The organism is Alloyangia pacifica (genome assembly GCF_900116195.1).
Taxonomy (GTDB): domain Bacteria; phylum Pseudomonadota; class Alphaproteobacteria; order Rhodobacterales; family Rhodobacteraceae; genus Salipiger; species Salipiger pacificus.
This window is the reverse complement of the sequence record NZ_FOZW01000022.1, coordinates 20,555-41,500: the sequence shown is the minus strand read 5'-3', so window position 1 is coordinate 41,500 and position 20,946 is coordinate 20,555. Positions and strand designations below refer to the sequence as shown.

The following is a 20,946-nucleotide window of genomic DNA, read 5'->3' as shown; positions in this document are numbered from 1 at the left end:
CAGACGGTCGTTCCCAAGTTTCGGAGCCCCTCTCCTCCTCCCTGGGGCAACGATGCAGCGGCGGTCTCTCTCCTCCTCCCTGAGACCGCCGCACCTGACATAGGGCCTCCCTCGGGCCTGACCGGATCGGAAGCCCTTCTTCTCCTCCTCCTCGGGCTTTCGTGACACGGAACGGCGGTGCCTCTCCTCCTCCCTGGCACCGCCGTTTTTTGTTTTCCGGCTCCTGAGACGCCGCGCTTTAAACGAAGTGAAACGTCGCGCTACAAGTTCAACTTCAATCGCAGGGTTAAACGGGGCGCGGACATTGGAGAGACATATCGTCATCGCTGGGCAGAGCCGCTCGGGCAGCACGCTGTTCTACAACATGCTGCGCAACACCCTGCAGGGCTTTGGCATGTTTGATACCGAACGTCCCGCGGCGGGCGTCCTGCATCTGCCGGGCAACCAATGCACCAAGCGCCCCTTCGACGTCTTCGACCTCCCGAGGATCATGCAGGCGAACCAGGGCCGGAAACGGATCGACCTCATCTGCATGTTGCGCGATCCCAGAGACATTCTGACCAGCCGCCACAAGGCTGTCCCCGACGACTATTTCGTTGGCGCCGACAAGTGCTACTTCGTGCCCGAGGGACGCACCCCGACATTCACCGCCCCCGGTTTGCTGCCGGTACATGAGGCCAGCATGCGGATCAGCGGTTCCGGTCTCTTTCCGCAGGGCGTTTTCTTTCTGAAATACGAGGATCTCGTGACCGAGCCCGAGGCGGTGCAGCAGATGCTTTCCGAGGGGCTGGGACTGACCTTCAACGGTCGCTTCAGCGATTTTCACAAGGCCAGCATTCCGACCGGCCTGCAGGGCCCGCTCAACGGCATTCGCGCGATCGACGTCTCGCGGCAGCGCAAATGGCAGGCCCCCGAGCACCGGGCCCGCATCATCGAGCAGTTCTCCCGCTTTCCGGTGCTTCACGACATCCTCTACCAGCTCGGCTATGAGGAAGACCGGACCTGGTTCGACGCCCTTCTCCGGTTGGAAACCGAGGCGGCCGACCGGACCGCCGCAGGCTGAAACGGTTCCGCGCCGCGATGCGCCAGCCCTGGGCCCGCGCCTCCATGTTGCCCTACGCGCAAGCGGCGCTTTCCCTTTGCCGAGCCTTTCGGTAGGAGGGTCCGGACAACAGCACAAGCAGGCATGGGAACGCAGCCATGGCGATGGAAAAGACCTTCAACGCGGCCGAGGCCGAGGCGCGCATCTACAAGGCGTGGGAAGACAGCGGAGCCTTCAAGGCCGGGGCCAACGCCTCGCGCGACGAAAGCTTCTGCATCATGATCCCGCCGCCCAACGTGACCGGCTCGCTGCACATGGGCCACGCGTTCAACAACACGCTGCAGGACATCCTCGTGCGCTGGCACCGGATGCGCGGCTTCGACACGCTCTGGCAGCCCGGTCAGGACCACGCGGGCATCGCCACGCAGATGGTCGTCGAGCGCGAGCTGGCCAAGGACAAGAACAACGCCACCCGGCGCGAGATGGGCCGCGAGGCCTTCCTCGAGAAGGTCTGGGAGTGGAAGCAGCAATCCGGCGGCACGATCATCAACCAATTGAAGCGCCTCGGCGCCTCCTGCGACTGGTCGCGCAACGCCTTCACCATGTCGGGGGCCGAGGGCGCGCCGGCGGGCGAGGAAGGCAACTTCCACGACGCGGTGATCAAGGTCTTCGTCGACATGTACGAGAAGGGCCTGATCTACCGCGGCAAGCGGCTGGTGAACTGGGACCCGCATTTCGAGACCGCGATCTCCGACCTCGAGGTCGAGAACATCGAGGTGCCGGGCCACATGTGGCACTTCAAGTACCCGCTCGCGGGCGGCGAGACCTACACCTACGTCGAGAAGGACGAGGACGGCAACGTGCTCTTCTCCGAGGAGCGGGACTACATCTCCATCGCCACCACCCGCCCCGAGACCATGCTCGGCGACGGCGCGGTCGCGGTGCACCCTTCCGATGAGCGTTACGCGCCGATCGTCGGCAAGCTCTGCGAAATCCCCGTGGGCCCGAAAGAGCACCGCCGCCTGATCCCGATCATCACCGACGAATACCCCGATGCAAGCTTCGGCTCGGGCGCGGTGAAGATCACCGGCGCGCATGACTTCAACGACTACGGCGTCGCCAAGCGCGGCGGCATCCCCTGCTACCGCCTGATGGACACCCGCGCGACCATGCGCGAGGACGGCCACCCCTACGCCGAGGCCGCCGAGATCGCCCAGCAGGTTGCCCGCGGCGAGCTGACGCTGGACGAGCACGAGGCAGACAAGCTCAACCTCGTCCCGGATCACCTGCGCGGCCTCGACCGTTTCGCGGCGCGTGAGGCGGTGATCGCCGAGATCACCGCCGAGGGGCTCGCCGTGATGACCGAGCCGACCGATCCGCGTCTCGGCAAGGCCGCGGGCAAGGCCCCGGTCGCGCCCGAGGAAGGCGGCGAGGCGCTGGACGAGCCGGCACAATGGGTGCCGCTGGTCGAGGCCAAGCCGATCATGCAGCCCTTCGGCGACCGCTCGAAGGTGGTGATCGAGCCGATGCTCACCGACCAGTGGTTCGTCGACACCGCGCAGATCGTCGGCCCGGCACTCGATGCCGTGCGCGAGGGGCGCGTGCGGATCATGCCCGAGAGCGGCGAGAAGACCTATTACCACTGGCTCGAGAACATCGAGCCCTGGTGCATCTCGCGCCAGCTCTGGTGGGGCCACCAGATCCCGGTCTGGCACACGCCGGGCATGGGGGACGAGTGGCGCTCGTTCTGTGCCGCCTCGGAAGATGAGGCGATCGAGCAGATGAAGGCGGTCTTCGGCGAGGACGCCGAGTTCCTGATCGTCGAGGATGCCGCCGCCGCCGAGGACCACCTCGCCGCGCTGCTGCAGCAGGGCACCGATTTCACCGGCGTCGACCAGCGCCGCCGCCCGCAGGCGATCCCGGTGTTCCGCGATCCCGACGTGCTCGACACATGGTTCTCGTCCGGCCTCTGGCCGATCGGCACGCTGGGCTGGCCCGAGCAGACGCCGGAGCTGTCAAAGTACTTCCCGACCGACGTGCTGGTCACCGGGCAGGACATCCTGTTCTTCTGGGTCGCCCGGATGATGATGATGCAGCTCGCCGTCGTGGACGAGATCCCATTCAAGGACGTCTACCTCCACGGCCTCGTGCGCGACGCCAAGGGCAAGAAAATGTCGAAGTCGCTCGGCAATGTCGTCGACCCGCTGGAGATCATCGACGAGTACGGCGCCGACGCGCTGCGCTTCACCAATGCCGCCATGGCCTCGCTCGGCGGCGTGCTGAAACTCGACATGCAGCGCATCGCCGGCTACCGCAACTTCGGCACCAAGCTGTGGAACGCCGCCTCCTATGCGCAGATGAACGGCGTGTTCGAGCTGGCGCATGAGGGTAACGTGCCCGAGACCACCCTGCCCCTCAACCGCTGGATCAAGGGCGAGGTCGCCAAGACCCGCGAGGCGGTGGACGCGGCGCTGGCCGACTACCGCTTCAACGACGCGGCGCAGGCGCTCTATGCCTTCGTCTGGGGCACCTTCTGCGACTGGTACCTCGAGTTCACCAAGCCGGTATTCCACGGCGAGGACGAAGCCGCCAAGGCCGAGACCCGCGCCACCTACGCCTGGGCCTTCGACCAGTGCCTGATCCTGCTGCACCCGATCATGCCCTTCGTCACCGAGGAGCTCTGGGCGCAGCGCGCACGGCCGAAGATGCTGATCCACGGCGACTGGCCGGAGTACAGCGCGGCGGAAATGGTCGACGCGCAGGCCGACGCCGAGCTGAACTGGGTGATCCGCATGATCGAGGCGATCCGCTCGGCCCGTGCGCAGATGCACGTGCCCGCCGGCGCCTACGTGCCCTGCGTGGTCAAGGGTCTCAGCCCCGAGGCGCGCGCCGCCTATGCCACCAACGAGGCCTTCGTGAAGCGTTACGCGCGGATCGAGGACCTGACCGAGGTCGAGGAGATGCCGAAGGGCACCGCGGCGCTGGCGCTGAGCGGCGGCACCTTCGGCCTGCCACTGGCCGGGATCATCGACGTCGAGGAAGAAAAGGCCCGCCTCGAGAAGGCGCTGCAGAAACTTGGCAAGGAGCTTGGCGGTCTGCGCGGTCGCCTGAAGAACCCCAAGTTCGCCGAGAGCGCACCGGAAGAGGTCGTTCAGGAAACCAAGGACAACCTCGCCGCGCGTGAGGAAGAAGAGGCGAAGCTGAAAGAGGCGCTCGCACGGCTCGCAGAGCTGGGCTGACACCTCAAGTCACAGCGAGAGAAAGGCCCGCCGGTACGCTCCCGGCGGGCCTTTTTCATGCGCATCGCCATATCCCGACGCGCCGCATCTGGCGGCTGGCAGGATATGCGTATTTGGAAAGAGAAGAAGCGCGCAGAGAAGGCCAGAGCGGGCGCGCCGCGCCTGCCCCTTCTTCTCTTATCAAATACGCGAAATCCCGAGGGCGACGCCCGCGCCTCAGCCGACCAGGAGCGCCCGCGCCGCCGCCCGCGCCTCCGGGGTGACCGTGTCGCCGGCCAGCATGCGCGCGATCTCGTCCTCGCGCTCGCCGTCTCCCAGCGGGGTCACCGACGAGAGGGTGATGTCATTCTCTACCCGTTTGGCCACGCGCCAGTGGTGCGCGCCGAGCGCCGCCACCTGCGGCGAGTGGGTGACAACCAGCACCTGCCCGCCCTCGGCCAGCGCCGCGAGGCGGCGGCCCACCGCGGCAGCGGTCGCCCCGCCAACCCCGCGGTCGATCTCGTCGAAGATCATCGTCACCTCACCGCCCTGCTCTTCCGACAGGCACACCTTGAGGGCCAGCAGGAAACGCGAGAGCTCGCCGCCCGAGGCGATCTTGTTCAGCGGTCCGGAGGGCGCACCGGGGTTTGTGGCGACGGTGAAGGCCACCGCATCGCGCCCTTCGGGGCCCTCGGGGGCCTCGGTGATCTCGGTGCGGAAGACCGCGCGCTCCATCTTCAGCGGTGCCAGCTCACCCGCCACGGCGGCATCGAGCCTGGCGGCGGAGACCCGGCGTGCCTCGGTGAGCGCGGTGGCGGCGGCGTCATAGGCCTTTTCCGTCCGGCGCAGCTCGGCGTTCAGCGCGTCCAGCTCCTCGGCCGAATGATCCAGCGCAGAAAGTCGGGCCGAGAGCGTCTCGCGCAGCTCGGCCAGTTCGTCCGGCAGGACGTTATGCTTGCGCGCGAGGCCGCGGATGGCAAAGAGCCGTTCCTCTGTGTCCTCCAGCGCGCGCGGGTCGAAATCGAGCAGCTCCAGCGTGTCGTCGACCTCGCGCGCGGCCTCGTCGAGCTCGGCCATGGCGCGGGTGAGCGCGGCGATCGCTGCGTCGAGCCGGCCCTCGGCCCCCTCTGCGGCGCCCTCGAGCCAGCGCAGCGCATCCGCCATGGCGCCCTCGGCGCCGTCGTTGCCGAGCGAATGCCCGGCGCGCGCGATGTCGGCGCGGATGCGCTCTGCCGCCTGCATCATGCGGCGCTTCTGATCGAGCTCGGTTTCCTCGCCCGGTTCCGGCGCGAGCTTGTCCAGCTCGGCCACGGCGTGGCGCAGGAAGTCCTCTTCGGCGCGGACCTCCTCGAGCGCGGCCTCGGCTTCGGCCAGGCGCTTGCGCGCACTGCGCTGCTCGGCCCAGGCGCCGCGCGCCGCGGCCAGCTCGGCGGTGAGCGCGGCATAGGCGTCGAGGATGTCGCGATGCCCCGAGGGATTGAGCAGCCCGCGGTCGTCGTGCTGACCGTGCAGCTCGACCAGCGTCTCCGACAGGCGCCGCAGCACCTCGCCGCTGGCGCGGCGGTCGTTGATCCAGGCGGTCTTGCGCCCGTCGGCACTGTTCACCCGACGCAGGATCAGCTCGTCCGAGACCGGCAGGCCGACCTCGTCCAGAACCGCGCGCGCGGCGTGCCCGGGCGACAGCTCGAAGACCGCCGTGACCTCGCCCTGTGCGGCACCGGCCCGCACCAGCTCGGCGCGGCCGCGCCAGCCGAGCACGAAGCCGAGGCTGTCGAGAAGGATGGACTTGCCCGCCCCGGTCTCGCCGGTGAGGACGTTGAGGCCCGGCTGGAAGTTCAGGTCCAGCCGGTCGATGATGAGGAGATCGCGGATTTCAAGCGCTCGGAGCATCCATTCAGACGGTCCAGCCGTCCTCCCTAATGGCCACTGGCCTCAGATCCACTGGCCCTTGACCATCTGCCGGTAGACCTGGGCCAGCCAACTGTCGCCTGCCGCCTCCAGTTCCAGCCCGCGACCGGTGAGCAGCTTGTAGCTGTCCTCGTACCACTGGGTGCCCCGGTAGTTGTAGCCAAGGATCGCGCCGGCGCTCTGCGCCTCCTGCGTCAGCCCCAGAGAAAGATAGGCCTCGACCAGCCGGTGCAGCGCCTCGGCGGTATGCGTGGTGGTCTGGAAATCCTCGACCACGACGCGGAAGCGGCTGATCGCGGCGCCGTAATTCTCGCGCTTGAGATAGTAACGCCCGATCTCCATTTCCTTCGCCGCGAGGTGGTCGAAGGCGAGGTCGAACTTCAGGATCGAGCTGCGCGCGTATTCGCTGTCGGGATACCGCTCGATGACCGTGCGCAGCGCCTGAAGCGCCTGGAAGGTCAGCCCCTGGTCGCGGCCCACTTCCTCGATCTGGTCATAGTACGACAGTGCCAGGAGATACTGCGCGTAAGCGGCATCATCATCGCTGGGATAGAAATCGATATAACGCTGCGCAGACGAACGGGAATTCTCGTAATCCTTCGCCCGGTGGTAGCTGTAAGCCTGCATGATCAGCGCACGCTTGGCCCAGTCCGAGTAGGGATAGAGCCGCTCGACCTCACCGAAGTAATAGGCAGCGCGCTCGGCGTCGCTGCGCTCCATCTCGAATTCACCGCGCTCGAAGATCTGCTCGGCGGAAAAGTTCTCGATCGGAACCCCGCCGGGGCCTGTCCCGGGCTGCTCCTGCGCGGAACACCCCGCCAGGAGAATCGCGGAGAAAGCCGCCCCGATCACTGCATTTCGCGATCTGCCGCCTGCCATGCCCGACTTACCTCACATTCCTTGCCAAGCCCCCTGCGGGGCCTTGGCTCGGTCCTAGCACAGAAATTTCCGGGGCAAAACGTCTTAACGGCGAATTGAGCACCGCATCGCTGTCACGCAACCGCAGGGATCTCATCCCGCTCGACACCGGCGCCCGGCAGCCGTGCGGCCATCTGCGCATCGCAGACCGTGAGGCGATAGGCCCCCTCGGTGGAGAACAGCGCGTGCAGCAGCTTGTTGGTGATCGCATGCCCGGCCTTGAAGCCGGTGTAATGACCGAGAATCGGGGCACCCGCGGTGTAGAGGTCACCCAAGGCATCGAGCATCTTGTGACGCACGGCCTCGTCGGTGTGGCGCAGGCCACCGGGCGAAAGCACCTTCTCGCCATCGACGACGACGGCATTCTCGTAGGTGCCGCCAAGCGCCAGGCCGTTGGCCTGCATCGCGTCAACGTCGGCCTGGCGGCAGAAGGTACGGCTGTCGCAGAGCTCGCGCACGAAGCTGCCGTTGGCGAGATTGATCGCCTTGTCCTGGGTGCCGATGGCGGCGTCGGCGAAATCGATGTGGAACTCCATCGTGGTGCCCTGCCCCGGCGAAAGACGGGCCCAGCCTCCGGCGGTTTCCACCTCGACGGTTTTCAGAACCTCGATGGCGCGGACCGGGGCGCGCAGCTCGCGCACGCCGCGGGCCAGGATCGCGCGAACGAAGGGCGCGGCGGAGCCATCGACGATCGGAACCTCGGGGCCGTCGATCTCGATCAGAGCATTGTGGATGCCGCAGCCCGCAAGCGCGGCCATGACGTGCTCGATGGTCGAGACGGAGACGCCTGCGCGGTTCTTGATGAGAGTGCAGAGCGGCGAGATCTCGACCGCGTCGAAGCGGGCAGGCACGAGGGCGTCGCCGATTTCGATGTCCGTGCGCTTGAACCAGATGCCGTGCTCGGCTGCGGCCGGGCGAATGGTCATCCGGACAGGCGCGCCGGAATGAAGGCCCACGCCCTGGAAGCTCACTGCACTGCGGATCGTCGTTTGCACTTTGGTCACCTTTGTCTGGAACGCCCCTCCCCAACGGCGCGCGCCTCTGCTGCAAAGGGAGATACCCACAGGGAGGCAAGTTCTCAAATCAAGTATTGCAACGAAATGAAACATGCAGGTTTCCTAATGGGCGGATGCATGCCTGAGCCGCGCCAAAACCAGTCAACTCTATGCTTTACAAGAAAAAACACCCTCTCTTGCGAGAGGGTGTTGCGGCGCGCGGAGCGCAGATTGTGCACCCGCGCGAGGCGGCGCGGGTGATATGTGTCAGTTGGCCTGGCGGCGCAGGAAGGCCGGGATCTCGATCCGGTCCTGCTCGGGGGCCTCTTCGGGTGCCGGTGCCGGAGCCGGACGCTGGGCCTGCATCGGCGGCTGGCGACGCGCCTGCGGCTGCGGCGCTGCCGGAGCGGCGGGCTGCGCCTGCTGCTCATGGCCGTGATGGCCGGTCATGCGGTTGATCAGCGAGTTGATCCCGAAGCGCGGTTTCTCGGCTTCCGGCGCGCGCTGCGGCTCGGCCTGCTGCGGGCGGGCGGCTGCGGGCTGGCCCGGGCGGTTGTTGCGCGCGGCCGCGGCGTGCAGGCGCTTCATGGTGTCCGAAGACGGCTGACCCGGCGCCCGCGGTGCGACGAAGGTATCGGGCGCGGCGTCCAGCGGTGCCGGCTCCGCATGGCGCTGGACCGGCTGCGGGCGGTAGGCGGGCGGCGGCAGACCGTCATCCGTCTCGGCAACCTCTTCCTCGTACCCCTGCTGACCACCGGGCATTTCGCCGAAGAGCGACGGCTCGTCATCTTCGTACTGCGGCTGAGCAGCCACCGGTGCCTGCTGCGGCGCGGTCTGCGCGGCCACGGGCTGAGGTGCAACCGGCTGCTGCGGGGCGGCCGGCTCGGCGGCGGCCTGTTCGGCCGGCTGGGCCATCGGCTGCGCCAGCGGGCGGCGCGGCACGGGGATCTCTGCATGCGAGGCCGAAGCGTCGATGCCGGTCGCCACGACCGAAACCCGCATCCGGCCTTCCATCGTGTCATCGAGCGTGCTGCCCACGATGATGTTGGCGTCGGCGTCCACTTCCTCGCGGATGCGGTTGGCCGCCTCGTCGAGTTCGAACAGCGTGAGGTCGTGACCGCCGGTGATGTTGATCAGGACACCCTTGGCGCCCTTGAGGCTGATCTCGTCGAGCAGCGGGTTGGCGATCGCCTTCTCCGCAGCCTGGATGGCGCGGTCTTCGCCGTCGGCCTCGCCGGTGCCCATCATTGCCTTGCCCATCTCGTCCATCACGGCGCGGACGTCGGCAAAGTCGAGGTTGATCAGGCCCGGGCGGACCATCAGATCGGTCACACCCTTGACGCCCTGGTAGAGCACGTCGTCAGCAAGGCTGAAGGCCTCGGTGAAGGTGGTCTTCTCGTTGGCCAGACGGAACAGGTTCTGGTTCGGGATGATGATCAGCGTGTCGACCACCTTCTGCAGGTACTCGACGCCCTCTTCGGCCTGGCGCATGCGCTTGGCGCCTTCGAACTGGAAGGGCTTGGTCACCACGCCGACGGTCAGCACGCCCAGCTCACGCGCGGCCTGCGCGATGATCGGGGCTGCGCCGGTGCCGGTGCCGCCGCCCATGCCGGCGGTGATGAAGCACATGTGCGCCCCCGCCAGGTGGTCGACGATCTGTTCGATGCTCTCTTCGGCGGCAGCCGATCCGACCGACGGGCGGGCGCCTGCGCCCAGACCCTCGGTCACCTTCACGCCAAGCTGGACCTTGGCGGTCGACAGGCTCTGCTGCAGAGCCTGCGCGTCGGTGTTGGCAACCACGAAGTCCACGCCTTCGAGTTGCTTGGTGATCATGTTGTTGACTGCGTTGCCACCGGCTCCGCCGACGCCGAATACGGTGATCCGGGGCTTCAGCTCTTCCTGGCCGGGCATCGAGAGATTGAGTGCCATGTGATGTTCCGCCTGTCGTTTATGACTTGTTCCGCGCCTGTCCTGCGCCTTGGGTCAATTATTACCGGGATCCTAGGGCTGGGTCACGCAAAAAACACAGATCCACCACGAAATATGGCTTTCGGATTGACTATCCGCGCGAGATTTCGCCCGTTTCCACCAAGTCTTGCGTATGCCGCCAGCAACAGCACAACAAGACCCGGGAACGGCCTCTCTCACAGCGGCCGCGTCCGAATCTCTTTACCCATGTCTGGAGATGCCTGCTCGCCTCTCCGTCTCCGTCTCCGCGTCTGACGCGCGGTCTTTGGCGTTCCTTAGCAAATCCGGCGCCGTACGTCACCCCGAACTCTTCGTGAACAGGGCGCAAAACGCGCCGATCGCCAGCGTCTTGCCTGGCACCCCGAGGCGCGGCCATCCGCGCCGCGAGCCACCGCGCCTTCCGACATTCAGCATATCTTAACCCAAGGGCAGCCTGGCTAGAGAGAGCCGTGCTGCGCAGGCCGCGAAGCACACTGTCCGCCGCAGCAGCTTGCCGGACGCGCCTGCCAGAAGGTCAGCTTCAGCCGCGATCAGGTGACCTTCGCGCGCAGCTGCGGCGCGCCGATCACCTACCCCATCCGGCAGGTCAATTCACCAGTTGTCGCGGAACCACTTCATCGCCTTCATGATCGAGCGCGGCGCATAGCGCTCCGCCGGGATCTCGAAGTCCCACCATTCGTCCTGCGGGTGCGCCGCGAAGAGGCACATGCCCACTGCCGAGGCAAAGCCCGGCCCGGTCACCGCCTGCGGCAGCCCGTGCACGCGCATCGGTCGGCCCAGGCGCACCTGGCTGCCGAGGATGCGGCTCGCCAGCCCATCGAGGCCGGGGATCTGGCTTGCTGCGCCGGTCAGCACGATCTGCTGGCTCGGCAGATGCTCGAAGCCCGCGGCATCAAGACAGGCGCGCACTTCTTCGAGGATTTCCTCGACCCGCGGACGCATGATGCCGATCAGCTCGGCGCGGCTCACCTGCCGCCGGTCGTGGTGCCAGTCGCCGGTGTCGCCGGAGATCTCGATCATCTCGCGGTCGTCCATGCCCGTGGCATGCACGCCGCCGTAGAAGGTCTTGATGCGCTCGGCCATCGCCATCGGGATCTGAAGCCCCATGGAGATGTCGCCGGTGACATGATCGCCGCCCATGGGCACCGTGTCGCCATAGATCATGTGCTTCTTCATGAAGATCGAGACGCCCGTGGCGCCGCCGCCCATGTCGATGCAGGCCGCGCCCAGCTCCTGCTCGTCCTCGACCAGCGCCGCCACGCCCGACACATAGGCCGAGCTGGCGATGCCCGCGAGTTCGAGATCGCAGCGCTTGACGCAATGGGCGAGGTTCTGGATCGCCTGGGCGTTCACCGTCAGCATGTGCATGTCGCAGGTGAGCTCGCGGCCGATCTGGCCGCGCGGATCGCTGAGCCCGGACCGGTGATCCAGCGCGAAGTTCACCGGCTGCGCGTGCAGCACCTCGCGGCCATGGCCCACATCCGGAACATCGCAGGCAGAGAGCACCCGCGCCACGTCCTGTTCGGTCACCATGGCGCCATCGATGGACACCTTGCCGTCGAGCCCGTAGCTGCGTGGCTCGGCCCCCGAGAAGCAGGCGATCACGTGATCGACCCGGATGCCGGCCATCTTCTGCGCCGCCTGCACCGCGGTGCGGATCGCGCGCTCGGTCTCACTCATCGCGGCGATCTCGCCGAAGCGCACCCCGCGCGAGCGGGTGGTGGCCGCGCCGATCACCCGGAAGCCCGCCTGCCCCGCCAGCGAACCGACGCCGCTGTCGGCGCCGCGCTCGGTGCCATCGAAGCGCAGCACCAGGCAGGCGATCTTCGAGCTGCCCACATCCAGCACCGCAACGACACCGCGCTGCATCGCCGCCTTGCGCATGTTGCGCATCGCGCGCTGGGACTCGTAAAGCTCGAACATTATCGTTTTTCCCCGGTCTCGAAGGACTTGATCCGCCAGTATTCCTGTGCCGCGTCGTGGTTCAGCCGCAGCGTCGGGCGCTGCGCCAGCCGCAGGTCCACCGCCGCGATGTCGCGTGAAAGCATGTCAACGGCGCCATCCATCGCCATGGCCCGCTCGAGCGCCTGCACGGCGCCCTTCTCGGGAAGCAGGATGCGCTGCCCGCCGTCGAGAACCACGTCCCAGCGGCGGGCGCCGATGCGCTCCAGCCCGCGCAGCTTGCCTTCCAGCGGCGCAGCCGCGGCGAAAAGCTCCAATGCCTCGGGGATCGCGGTCTCGGCTCCGGTTCCGGCGACGATCGGCAGATCCGCATGCTCCGCCCGCTTGCCCGCGGGACCGACAAGAACGCCGGTCTCGTCCAGAAGTTCGAGCCCGCGCACACCGCGCCAGAGCACCACCGGCACCCGCTCGACGATGGACACCTCGAGCACCCCGCCCTGCTTGATCCGCAGGCTCGCCGACTTCACCGCATCGAGGCCGGTCACAATGCCGCGCATCTCGTCGAGGTCGAGATCGAAAGAGCTGAGCGGGAAATCCAGTGAGAGAATCTCGCGCACGTCCGCCGCGACGCCCTCGCTGGCGCCGTCGATCGCCATCAGATCGACGCGGAACTCCGGGCGGCTCTCGATCTGGTCGCGCACCGACATGACCGCGCCGACAAAGGCCTCGCGGTTGCTGTCGACCGAGAAATACCAGCTCGCCCCACCGACACCGATCAGGAAAGGCAGGCCGAAGCGCAGCGTGAAACGGAAGAGCGGCGTCAGCATGAGCCGCTCGAGACGGTACTTCATCCGCGACGGCGCAGGATCCGACCGATAGGCCTGAACGCGGGCGGCCCGACCTGCGGGCGCGCGGTTCGGTGCGGCTCCTACCGATCGCATGTGGCATCCTCCACCATCCAGCGACACAGGGCGCCGAAGCTCATCCCGCAGGCGTGCGCCTGTTCGGGGGCCAGCGAGGTCGGTGTCATGCCAGGCTGGGTATTCGTCTCCAGCAGCACCAGCCCGTCGATCCCGCGGCTTTCGTCCCAGCGGAAGTCAGTGCGGCTGAGACCACGGCAGCCGAGCGCCTTGTGGGCGCGCAGGGCGTAGTCGAGGCAGGCATCGAAGACCTCCTGCGGGATCTCCGCGGGGATCACGTGGCGCGAGCCACCGGTCTTGTACTTGGCGTCGTAGTCGTACCAGCCGTCGGTGAGGATGTCGGTCACCGTCAGCGCGCGGTCGCCGAGCACCGTGGTGGTCAACTCACGGCCCGGCGCATAGGTCTCGACCATCACCGTCTCGGGCATGTCCTCGGAAAGCTGCGGCGGCTGGTTGGCCCCGTCCATCACCAAGTAGACGCCGACCGAGCTGCCCTCGTTGTAGGGCTTCACCACGTAGGGCGGCGGCAGCAGGTGGCTGGCGGCAACCTCTGCCTTGGACGCCAGCACGCTGCCCACAACCGGCAGACCCGCGTCGCGGTAGACCTGCTTGGAGCGATCCTTGTCCATGGCCAGCGCCGAGGACAGCACACCGGAATGGGTGTAGGGGATGCGGGACCATTCGAGCAGCCCCTGCACGCAGCCATCCTCGCCCCAGCGGCCGTGAAGTGCGTTGAAAACCACGTCGGGAGAAAGGTCCGCAAGCCGCGCAGCCAGATCGGGCCCCGCGTCCAGTTCGATCACCTCAAATCCCTCTTCCCGCAAAGCGGCGGCACATTCCCGACCGGAACTCAGCGAGACCTCGCGCTCAGCCGAAGGTCCGCCCATCAATACCGCCACTTTGGGAGCTGCCCTGCTCGACATCCCCAAAACCGCCTCGTTGTGCGGGGCTTCGCCCCGTCATGTGTGCCGCCGGGGTTTACCCCGGTCAGCTGCCCGCGTGCCGCTCAATTCGGCGCGCAAAGCTGATTCACCACGGCGTGCGACCCGGAGTTGTGTCAGGGAAGACTGCCGCCTCGTTCATCGCACCCTGCCTGTAGGTGCGCATTTTATAGTTGGGGCGCGTAACGCCCTCAGTTTTCAAGCGGATCGCCGACCCGCATGATTTCCCACTGTAGCTGCAAACCACTGTGTTGGAAAACCCTTTTTCGGACTTCCTCGCCAAGACCTTCCAGATCGGCGGCACTTGCCTCTCCGGTGTTCACCAGGAAGTTGGAATGCATCGGGCTCATCTGCGCACCACCCCGAGTCGCGCCGCGCATCCCGGCCTCGTCGATCACCTTCCAGGCCTTCAACTCATGCGTGTCATCGTCGCGACCGGTCGAGCTGAACCCCGCCGGGTTGCGGAAGGTGGAGCCCGCGGTGCGATCCTTGGTGGGCTGGGTCTCGTCGCGCTTCTTCAGCTGCGCTTCCATGCGCGCCTCCAGCTCTGCCGGATCGCCCTGCGGCCCCTCGAAGACCGCCTCGACGACCACCGCGCCTTCGGGCAGCTCGGACTGGCGGTATTGCAGGTTCAACTCTGCGGCGGGAATCGTCACCAGCACGCCCTGACGGGTCACCGCGCGAATCTCCACGAGGTGGTCGGCGACATAGGTGCCGTAGCAACCCGCGTTCATCCGCACCGCCCCGCCGATCGAGCCGGGAATGGTGCGCAGGAAGGTGAGATCCACCCCGGCCTGCGCCGCGCGTTTCGCCACATGCGCATCAAGCGCCGCCGCGCCCGCGGTGACGCGGGTGCCCTCGGCCGCGATGCCGTTGAAGCCGCGCCCCATGCGGATCACCACGCCGCGCATGCCGCCGTCGCGCACGATGAGGTTGGACCCGACGCCCATCGGGAAGACCGGCACCTCGGCGGGCAGCGCCGCGAGGAAATCCTGCAGGTCCTGCATGTCGGCGGGCTGGAACAACACCTCGGCGGGTCCGCCGACGCGCAGCCAGGTGAGTTCGGAGAGCGGTCGGCCCTCGGTGAGACGGCCACGGACGGGAGGAAGCTGATCAATCATGCGCAGCGTTCTGCCGCGTTCCGCGGCGCGGGTAAAGGCCCCGCGACCGGCTCAGGAGACGCGGGCCCGCAGCCATCGATATAGGTAGAGCACCGGCCAGCGCAGCACGCTGGCCCCCGCGAGCAGCACCAGCAGCGCCACCCATGGCCCGTTCTGCCACCAGACCCATCCAATCAGCGGCAGCCCGAGCGCGATAAGCGCGTAGGCGCGTGTCCAGTGGTTGTCGCGCGAAGGCAGCATGGCCAGCACATTGGCGAGCACCAGCCAGGCGCAGGCGAGAAAGAGCGAAAGGGTCATGCGGCATCTCCGGCGGCTCGTGCCAGAGTGGCGCAGGTTTGGGCTGGTCGCAAGCCGCCCGTCAGACGCAGCAGCGCCACGCTACGGACCAGCACTCGCCCGGTCCCCGGAGCACTCGCTTCAAACCAGCATCCCGGTCAGGAAGCGCCGCACCGGCCAGGCCATCAGCAGCCCTCCGCCGGTGCTGGCGATGAGCGCCGCGCTGCCCGAGGGATCGTGGTGGACCTGCAGCGCCAGCCCCGCGAAGAAGGCCAGCGCGAAGAAGAAGACGAGGCGGCGCAGGATCCCCAGCACCGCCACCGCCGACAGAAGGACGATCACGCCCGCGATGGCCCAGAGCACGCTCATGGCCGGCCCCGGCTCACTTCTCCAGCCGCGCGGGCAGGTTGTTGGCCCAGGCCGAGATCGTACCGGCGCCGAGGCAGACCACCATGTCGCCCGGACGCGCCTGCTCGCGCACCAGCCGTTCGAGGTCGTCCTCCGAGAGGATCGCGCGGGCGTGGCGATGGCCGTGGCGGATCAGCCCGGCGACCAGATCGTCGCGGCTCGCGCCCTCGATCGGATCTTCGCCGGCGGCGTAGACCTCGGCGATGGCGACCACGTCGGCCTCGTTGAAGCAGGTGCAGAAATCGTCGAACAGCGTATGCAGCCGCGAGTAGCGGTGCGGCTGGTGCACGGCGATGACGCGACCTTCCGACGCCTGCCGCGCCGCCTTCAGCACCGCGGCGATCTCCACCGGGTGGTGGCCGTAGTCGTCGATGATGGTGACGCCGTTCACCTCGCCGACGCGGGTGAAGCGGCGGTTGACGCCACCGAAGCCCGCAAGCGCCGCGCGGATCTCATCTGCGGTCATGCCGAGGTGATGCGCGATGGCGATGGCCGAGAGCGCGTTCGACACGTTGTGATCGCCGGGCATCGGCAGGGTGCAGCCCTCGATCACCGTGCCCTCGGCCTGCAGCGCCACGTCGAAATGCGCCACGCCCTTTTCATAGCGCAGGTTGATCGCGCGGACGTCGGCCTGGGCGTTGAACCCGTAGGTGATCACCCGGCGGTCGGTCACCCGGCCCACCAGCGCCTGCACCTCGGGGTGGTCGGTGCAGCAGACGGCGACGCCGTAGAAGGGGATGTTCGAGACGAACTGGTAGAAGCCGTCGCGCAGCTTCTCGATCGACCCCCAGTGCTCCATGTGCTCGGGGTCGATGTTGGTGACGATGGCGATGGTCGCGGGCAGGCGGTTGAAGGTGCCGTCGCTCTCGTCAGCCTCGACCACCATCCATTCACCGAGACCGACGCGGGCGTTCGAGCCGTAGGCGTGGATGATGCCGCCATTGATCACGGTGGGGTCCAGATCGCCCGCATCGAGCAGCGTCGCCACCATGGTGGTGGTCGTGGTCTTGCCGTGGGTGCCCGCCACCGCGATGTTCGACTTGAGCCGCATCAGCTCGGCCAGCATCTCGGCCCGGCGCACCACCGGCAGGCCGCGCCGCCGCGCCTCGTCGAGCTCGGGGTTGCCCGGCTTGATCGCCGAGGAGATCACCACCACCTGCGCGTTCTCGAGGTTCTCGGCGCGCTGGCCCTCGAAGACCACCGCACCCAGCGAGACCAGCCGCTCGGTGATCTTGGAGCACTTGAGGTCGGAGCCCTGCACCGCATAGCCATGGTTGAGCAGCACTTCGGCGATGCCCGACATGCCGATGCCACCGATGCCGACGAAGTGGATCGGGCCGACATCGCCCGGAAGCTTGGTTGCCGGGCTCATGCGCGCGCCTTCCTCGGTGAATTTCTCATCTTTCATCTCTGCCCCGTCTCCTGCTCATACGCCTGATCTTCTTCGCCGGAATAATAGGCGTCCGGCTCTTCTTCGTATGTATCGTCGGAACCGAACCCTGCCAGTTCCTCGACCATCTGCGCCAGCCCGAGCGCTGCGTCAGGATGCGAGATCGACAGCGCGGCGCGCGACATCTGCGCGGCGCCCTCCGGATTGCAGAGCACGGCCATCATCGCCTCGGTCATCGCCTCGACCGAGAGCTTGCTTTCGGGAATGCGGATCGCCGCCCCGGCGTCCACCAGCCCCTGCGCGTTGACTGTCTGGTGATCCGCCAGCGCCGCGGCGTAGGGGATCAGGATCGACGGACGCCCGATGACCGAGATATCGGCCACAGACGAAGCCCCAGAGCGCGAGATGACCAGTTGCGCCTCGGACATGCGCGCGGGCACGTCGTTGAAGAAGGGCTGCACCTCGGCGTCGATGCCGTGCTCGTAGTAGAACTTCGCCACCCGCTCGCCATCCTCGTCGCGGGCCTGATGGCTGATGCGCAGGTGGCGCAGCAGTTCCATCGGCAGGCGCTCGATCGCCGGCGGCACCACGTCCGACAGGATCCGTGCCCCCTGCGAGCCGCCGATCACCAGCAGCGACATCGGATAATCGCCCGGCGCGATGTAGCCCGCCCCTGCCCGCTCGCGCACCGCGCTGCGCACCGGGTTGCCGACCGGGATACCCTCGACCCCCTCGGGCAGCTTGGTGGGCCAAGTGCCGCAGGCCACGGCGTCGACCTTGCGGGCGAACTTTTCGTTCACCTTGCCCAGCACGCCGTTCTGCTCGTGGATCATCGAGGGCAGCTTCAGCAGCCGCGCCGCGCCGAGCGCCGGGATCGACGGGTAGCCGCCGAAGCCGACCACCACATTCGGCCGATCGCGGCGGAAGCGCCGCGCCATCGACAGCACGCCCTTCGCGACACGCAGCGGCACCATCGCCTTGGCCACCAACCCGCCCCGCGAGAACGTGGCCGAGGAGACTTCCTCGATCTCTGTGGAATGGGGAAAGCCGCCGGTGTAACGCGCGCCGCGCGCGTCGGTCGAGAGCTTCACCCGCCAGCCGCGCCGCAGCATGATCTCGGCCAGCGCCTGCGCCGGGAACATGTGCCCGCCGGTGCCGCCGGCCGCGATGACCAGAAGGGGCTGCCTGCCTTGGTCCGGCCCGCCGTGTTGCGCCATGTGCTCGACCTCGTTCCTGCGCAGGGTCTTGTGCCCCGCTGCCTCAATTCATCACCGCACCGACTCGTCTCGTGACCCGGGCGCGCTGACACGGTTTCGCGCCCGTCTATCGCAGCGGGGCACGGCGCGAAAGCGCCGCATCCCCCACCCCGGATCAGCGCATCCTTGCGCGCAGGATCTCGCCGATCTCGCCCTGCGGGCGGGTTCGGGTGAAGGCCAGCAACATGCCCACGGCGATGCCGCCCGCGATCAGCGAAGAGCCGCCGTAGCTGACGAAGGGCAGCGTCATGCCCTTGGCAGGCAGCAGGCGCACAGCGACCCCCATGTTGATCATTGCCTGAACTCCGAACATGGCGGCAAGGCCGGTCCCGGCGAGCCGGATGAAGGGATCCCGCTCGCGCATCAGCCGCAGCACCGAGCGCACCACCACGGTGGCGTAGAGCGCGATGATCACCATGACCAGAACCAGCCCGTATTCCTCGGCGGCGACGGCGATGATGAAATCGGTATGCGCGTCGGGCAGAGACCATTTCACTTGCCCCTCGCCCACGCCGACCCCGAAGAAGCCGCCCTCGCGGATGGCGTTGGTGGCGTAGCCTAGCTGGGTGGTGGGATCGACATCGGGCGTCAGGAAGCCGTCGATGCGGCGGGCGAAGTGCTCGGAGTTGTTGTAGGCGAAAGTGCCACCCAGCACCACGAGTCCGGCAAGGCCGAGCAACAGGAACATCGGCGCGCCGCCGACGAACCACATGACGCCCCAGCCGAAGAGGACAAGGCAGGCCTGGCCGAAGTCGGGCTGCAGCGCCAGCGTGATCACGATCGCGCAGGTCAGGCCGAAGGACCAGCTCTTGCCCGGCGGGCCGCCGATCTCCTGGCTGGCGGCCATCAGCCAGGCCGCGACCACGGCGAAGACCGGCTTGAGGAACTCCGAGGGCTGCACCGAGGCAAAGCCCAGCGAGTACCAGCGCACCGCGCCCTTGCCGAAGTCGGTGCCCAGCACCGGCAGCGCCAGCAGCGAGGCGAAAGCGAAGGCAAAGCCGATTACCGCCGCGCGGCGCACCATCACCGGGGTCATCATCGAGGTCAGGAACATCGCGGTCAGCGCCAGACCGCCGAAGAAGGCCTGCCGTTGCACGTAATGGAACGGCGCGAAGCCGTTGCGCTCGGCCAGCGGCGGCGAGGCCGCGAGCCCCAGCAGGATGCCGACCCCGAAGAGCATCAGCACGCAGGACAGCGACCACCTGTCCACCGTCCGCCACCACTTGGGCAGGACAGGTTCGCCATCGCGCACGGAGACCGCGCCGTAGACCATTTCCGTCATGGGAATACCGCTCAATTTGCCTGATCGCCCGGGTTTTCCCGGATCTTGCGGCAGAGGCTAGCACCTGCGCTGCCCTTTGGGAAGAGCGCGGGTCCCCGCCACCCCTGCCCCGTGCCACTCTCGCCCACCCTTGCGGCGCGGCGCGATCCGGTGTTTCAGGGCGACATGCAGATCAACACGCTCATCCTCGGTGCCGGCGCGGCCGGCCTCATGTGTGCGGCCCACGCGGGGCCCGGCACGCTGGTCATCGACCACGCCCGCGCCCCGGGCGAGAAGATCCGCATCTCGGGCGGTGGACGCTGCAACTTCACCAACCTCGGCACCGAGCCGTCGCGTTTCCTGTCGCAGAACCCGCATTTCTGCAAATCGGCACTGGCCCGCTACACACAATGGGACTTCATCGAGCTGGTCTCGCGCCACGGCATCGCCTGGCACGAAAAGACCCTCGGCCAGCTCTTCTGCGACGGCAAGGCGACGCAGATCGTCGCCATGCTGCTGCGCGAACTGGAGGCCGCGGGAGCCGAGCTCTGGCTGCAAACCTCGCTGAGCGAGCTGACCCATGCCGACGGCGTCTACACCGCCCGCGTGGAGCGCGACGGGCGCGAGACGGTGATCCGCGCTAAGAACCTCGTGATGGCCACCGGTGGACGCTCGATCCCAAAGATGGGGGCCACGGGCCTCGCCTATGACATCGCCAAGCAGTTCGGTCACGCGCTGGTAACGCCCCGCCCCGGCCTCGTGCCGCTGACCTTCCCCGAGGGGCGCTTCGCCGATCTCGCCGGCGTCTCCCTGCCTGCGCGGGTGACCGCAAATGGCACCAGTTTCGACGAGGCGCTGCTCTTCACCCACCGCGGGCTTTCCGGACCGTCGATCCTGCAGGCCTCGAGCTACTGGCACGAGGGCGAGGAGATTTCCGTCAACCTTTCCCCTGGGCTCGATCCCGCCGACCACCTGCGCGCCGCGCGCAAGGGGGCCGGCAAACGGTCGCTGACCACCGAGTTGCGGCAAATCCTGCCCGAGCGGTTGGTGGGCCACCTTGCCGATCAGCTCGATCTGTCGGGCAACCTCGCCGATCTTTCCGACAAGCGTGCCGAGACGCTGTCGGAGGCCCTGCGCAACTGGGTGCTGCGCCCTTCCGGTTCCGAAGGCTGGCGCACCGCCGAGGTGACGCTCGGCGGGGTCGACACCGACGGGCTGAACAGCAAGACCATGGCCTCCAAGACCGTGCCAGGTCTGCATTTCATCGGCGAGGCAGTGGACGTGACCGGCTGGCTCGGCGGCTACAACTTCCAGTGGGCCTGGGCCTCGGGCGCCGCAGCCGGGCGAAGCCTTGCCGCAGGGTGATCCGCACCTCTTGAATTTGTCACCCGGTCGTTACATTTTGTCATGCGATTGTCACGC

At 67.5% G+C, this 20,946-nt stretch carries 16 protein-coding genes; 3 read left to right on the top strand and 13 right to left on the bottom strand.

The window, feature by feature from the left end; all coding sequences use genetic code 11:
• Positions 1–304: 304 nt before the first annotated feature.
• Entirely contained in the window at positions 305–1,063 is a 759-nt protein-coding gene (locus BM397_RS27300) for a sulfotransferase family protein (RefSeq protein ID WP_092431004.1), read from the top strand.
• Positions 1,064–1,200: 137 nt separating this feature from the next.
• The gene (locus tag BM397_RS27295; RefSeq protein ID WP_092431003.1) at positions 1,201–4,281 is read left to right on the top strand and encodes a valine--tRNA ligase; all 3,081 of its coding nucleotides are present in this window, start codon (positions 1,201–1,203) and stop codon (positions 4,279–4,281) included.
• A 216-nt stretch (positions 4,282–4,497) separates the two neighbouring features.
• Here BM397_RS27295 and recN read toward each other — a convergent pair whose 3' ends face one another.
• The 13 genes from recN to BM397_RS27230 all read right to left on the bottom strand — a co-directional run bounded on the left by recN (position 4,498) and on the right by BM397_RS27230 (position 19,545).
• A complete protein-coding gene (gene recN, locus BM397_RS27290; protein WP_092431001.1) occupies positions 4,498–6,150 on the bottom strand; it encodes a DNA repair protein RecN in 1,653 nt (550 codons plus the stop codon).
• 42 nt (positions 6,151–6,192) lie between these two features.
• Positions 6,193–7,047: an outer membrane protein assembly factor BamD gene (locus BM397_RS27285; protein WP_092431000.1), complete on the bottom strand. Its 855-nt coding sequence runs from the start codon at positions 7,045–7,047 to the stop codon at positions 6,193–6,195.
• Positions 7,048–7,160: 113 nt separating this feature from the next.
• Entirely contained in the window at positions 7,161–8,081 is a 921-nt protein-coding gene (gene lpxC / locus BM397_RS27280; protein ID WP_092431017.1) for a UDP-3-O-acyl-N-acetylglucosamine deacetylase, read from the bottom strand.
• A 267-nt stretch (positions 8,082–8,348) separates the two neighbouring features.
• Positions 8,349–10,010 carry a cell division protein FtsZ gene (ftsZ, locus tag BM397_RS27275; protein WP_092430998.1) on the bottom strand — a complete coding sequence of 554 codons (1,662 nt, stop codon included), beginning with the start codon at positions 10,008–10,010 and terminating at the stop codon, positions 8,349–8,351.
• A 630-nt stretch (positions 10,011–10,640) separates the two neighbouring features.
• Positions 10,641–11,972, bottom strand: a complete 1,332-nt coding sequence (gene ftsA / locus BM397_RS27270) for a cell division protein FtsA (protein ID WP_092430996.1) — start codon at positions 11,970–11,972, stop codon at positions 10,641–10,643.
• Entirely contained in the window at positions 11,972–12,892 is a 921-nt protein-coding gene (locus BM397_RS27265; RefSeq protein ID WP_092430994.1) for a cell division protein FtsQ/DivIB, read from the bottom strand. The genes ftsA and BM397_RS27265 overlap by 1 nt, the downstream gene beginning before the upstream one ends.
• Entirely contained in the window at positions 12,880–13,794 is a 915-nt protein-coding gene (locus BM397_RS27260) for a D-alanine--D-alanine ligase (protein ID WP_425425992.1), read from the bottom strand. The genes BM397_RS27265 and BM397_RS27260 overlap by 13 nt, the downstream gene beginning before the upstream one ends.
• Positions 13,795–14,003: 209 nt before the next feature.
• Positions 14,004–14,933, bottom strand: coding sequence for a UDP-N-acetylmuramate dehydrogenase (gene murB, locus BM397_RS27255; RefSeq protein ID WP_092430989.1), 930 nt, complete (start codon positions 14,931–14,933; stop codon positions 14,004–14,006).
• Between the two features lie 51 nt (positions 14,934–14,984).
• Entirely contained in the window at positions 14,985–15,230 is a 246-nt protein-coding gene (locus BM397_RS27250) for a DUF2484 family protein (protein WP_092430988.1), read from the bottom strand.
• A 120-nt stretch (positions 15,231–15,350) separates the two neighbouring features.
• Positions 15,351–15,578 carry a hypothetical protein gene (locus BM397_RS27245; RefSeq protein ID WP_092430986.1) on the bottom strand — a complete coding sequence of 76 codons (228 nt, stop codon included), beginning with the start codon at positions 15,576–15,578 and terminating at the stop codon, positions 15,351–15,353.
• 13 nt (positions 15,579–15,591) lie between these two features.
• On the bottom strand, positions 15,592–16,989 hold the full coding sequence (gene murC / locus BM397_RS27240; RefSeq protein WP_092431016.1) for a UDP-N-acetylmuramate--L-alanine ligase: 1,398 nt from the start codon (positions 16,987–16,989) through the stop codon (positions 15,592–15,594).
• Positions 16,990–17,021: 32 nt separating this feature from the next.
• Positions 17,022–18,224 (bottom strand): UDP-N-acetylglucosamine--N-acetylmuramyl-(pentapeptide) pyrophosphoryl-undecaprenol N-acetylglucosamine transferase, encoded by a 1,203-nt coding sequence (locus BM397_RS27235; protein ID WP_092430984.1) that lies wholly within the window; start codon positions 18,222–18,224, stop codon positions 17,022–17,024.
• 154 nt (positions 18,225–18,378) lie between these two features.
• Positions 18,379–19,545, bottom strand: coding sequence for a peptidoglycan glycosyltransferase FtsW (locus tag BM397_RS27230; RefSeq protein WP_092430981.1), 1,167 nt, complete (start codon positions 19,543–19,545; stop codon positions 18,379–18,381).
• 165 nt (positions 19,546–19,710) lie between these two features.
• On the opposite strand from BM397_RS27230, the gene BM397_RS27225 reads away from it, so the two are divergent.
• Positions 19,711–20,889, top strand: coding sequence for a BaiN/RdsA family NAD(P)/FAD-dependent oxidoreductase (locus tag BM397_RS27225; RefSeq protein WP_092431015.1), 1,179 nt, complete (start codon positions 19,711–19,713; stop codon positions 20,887–20,889).
• The last annotated feature ends 57 nt before the right edge of the window (positions 20,890–20,946 follow it).

Bases quoted from the DNA above. Each gene is read 5' to 3' on its own strand.
- BM397_RS27295 (WP_092431003.1), top strand. From the start codon at position 1,201: ATGGCGATGGAAAAGACCTTCAACGCGGCCGAGGCCGAGGCGCGCATC.
- recN (WP_092431001.1), bottom strand. From the start codon at position 6,150: ATGCTCCGAGCGCTTGAAATCCGCGATCTCCTCATCATCGACCGGCTG.
- BM397_RS27285 (WP_092431000.1), bottom strand. From the start codon at position 7,047: ATGGCAGGCGGCAGATCGCGAAATGCAGTGATCGGGGCGGCTTTCTCC.
- ftsZ (WP_092430998.1), bottom strand. From the start codon at position 10,010: ATGGCACTCAATCTCTCGATGCCCGGCCAGGAAGAGCTGAAGCCCCGG.
- ftsA (WP_092430996.1), bottom strand. From the start codon at position 11,972: ATGTTCGAGCTTTACGAGTCCCAGCGCGCGATGCGCAACATGCGCAAG.
- BM397_RS27265 (WP_092430994.1), bottom strand. From the start codon at position 12,892: ATGCGATCGGTAGGAGCCGCACCGAACCGCGCGCCCGCAGGTCGGGCC.
- BM397_RS27260 (WP_425425992.1), bottom strand. From the start codon at position 13,794: ATGTCGAGCAGGGCAGCTCCCAAAGTGGCGGTATTGATGGGCGGACCT.
- murB (WP_092430989.1), bottom strand. From the start codon at position 14,933: ATGATTGATCAGCTTCCTCCCGTCCGTGGCCGTCTCACCGAGGGCCGA.
- BM397_RS27250 (WP_092430988.1), bottom strand. From the start codon at position 15,230: ATGACCCTTTCGCTCTTTCTCGCCTGCGCCTGGCTGGTGCTCGCCAAT.
- BM397_RS27245 (WP_092430986.1), bottom strand. From the start codon at position 15,578: ATGAGCGTGCTCTGGGCCATCGCGGGCGTGATCGTCCTTCTGTCGGCG.
- murC (WP_092431016.1), bottom strand. From the start codon at position 16,989: ATGAGCCCGGCAACCAAGCTTCCGGGCGATGTCGGCCCGATCCACTTC.
- BM397_RS27235 (WP_092430984.1), bottom strand. From the start codon at position 18,224: ATGGCGCAACACGGCGGGCCGGACCAAGGCAGGCAGCCCCTTCTGGTC.
- BM397_RS27230 (WP_092430981.1), bottom strand. From the start codon at position 19,545: ATGACGGAAATGGTCTACGGCGCGGTCTCCGTGCGCGATGGCGAACCT.
- BM397_RS27225 (WP_092431015.1), top strand. From the start codon at position 19,711: ATGCAGATCAACACGCTCATCCTCGGTGCCGGCGCGGCCGGCCTCATG.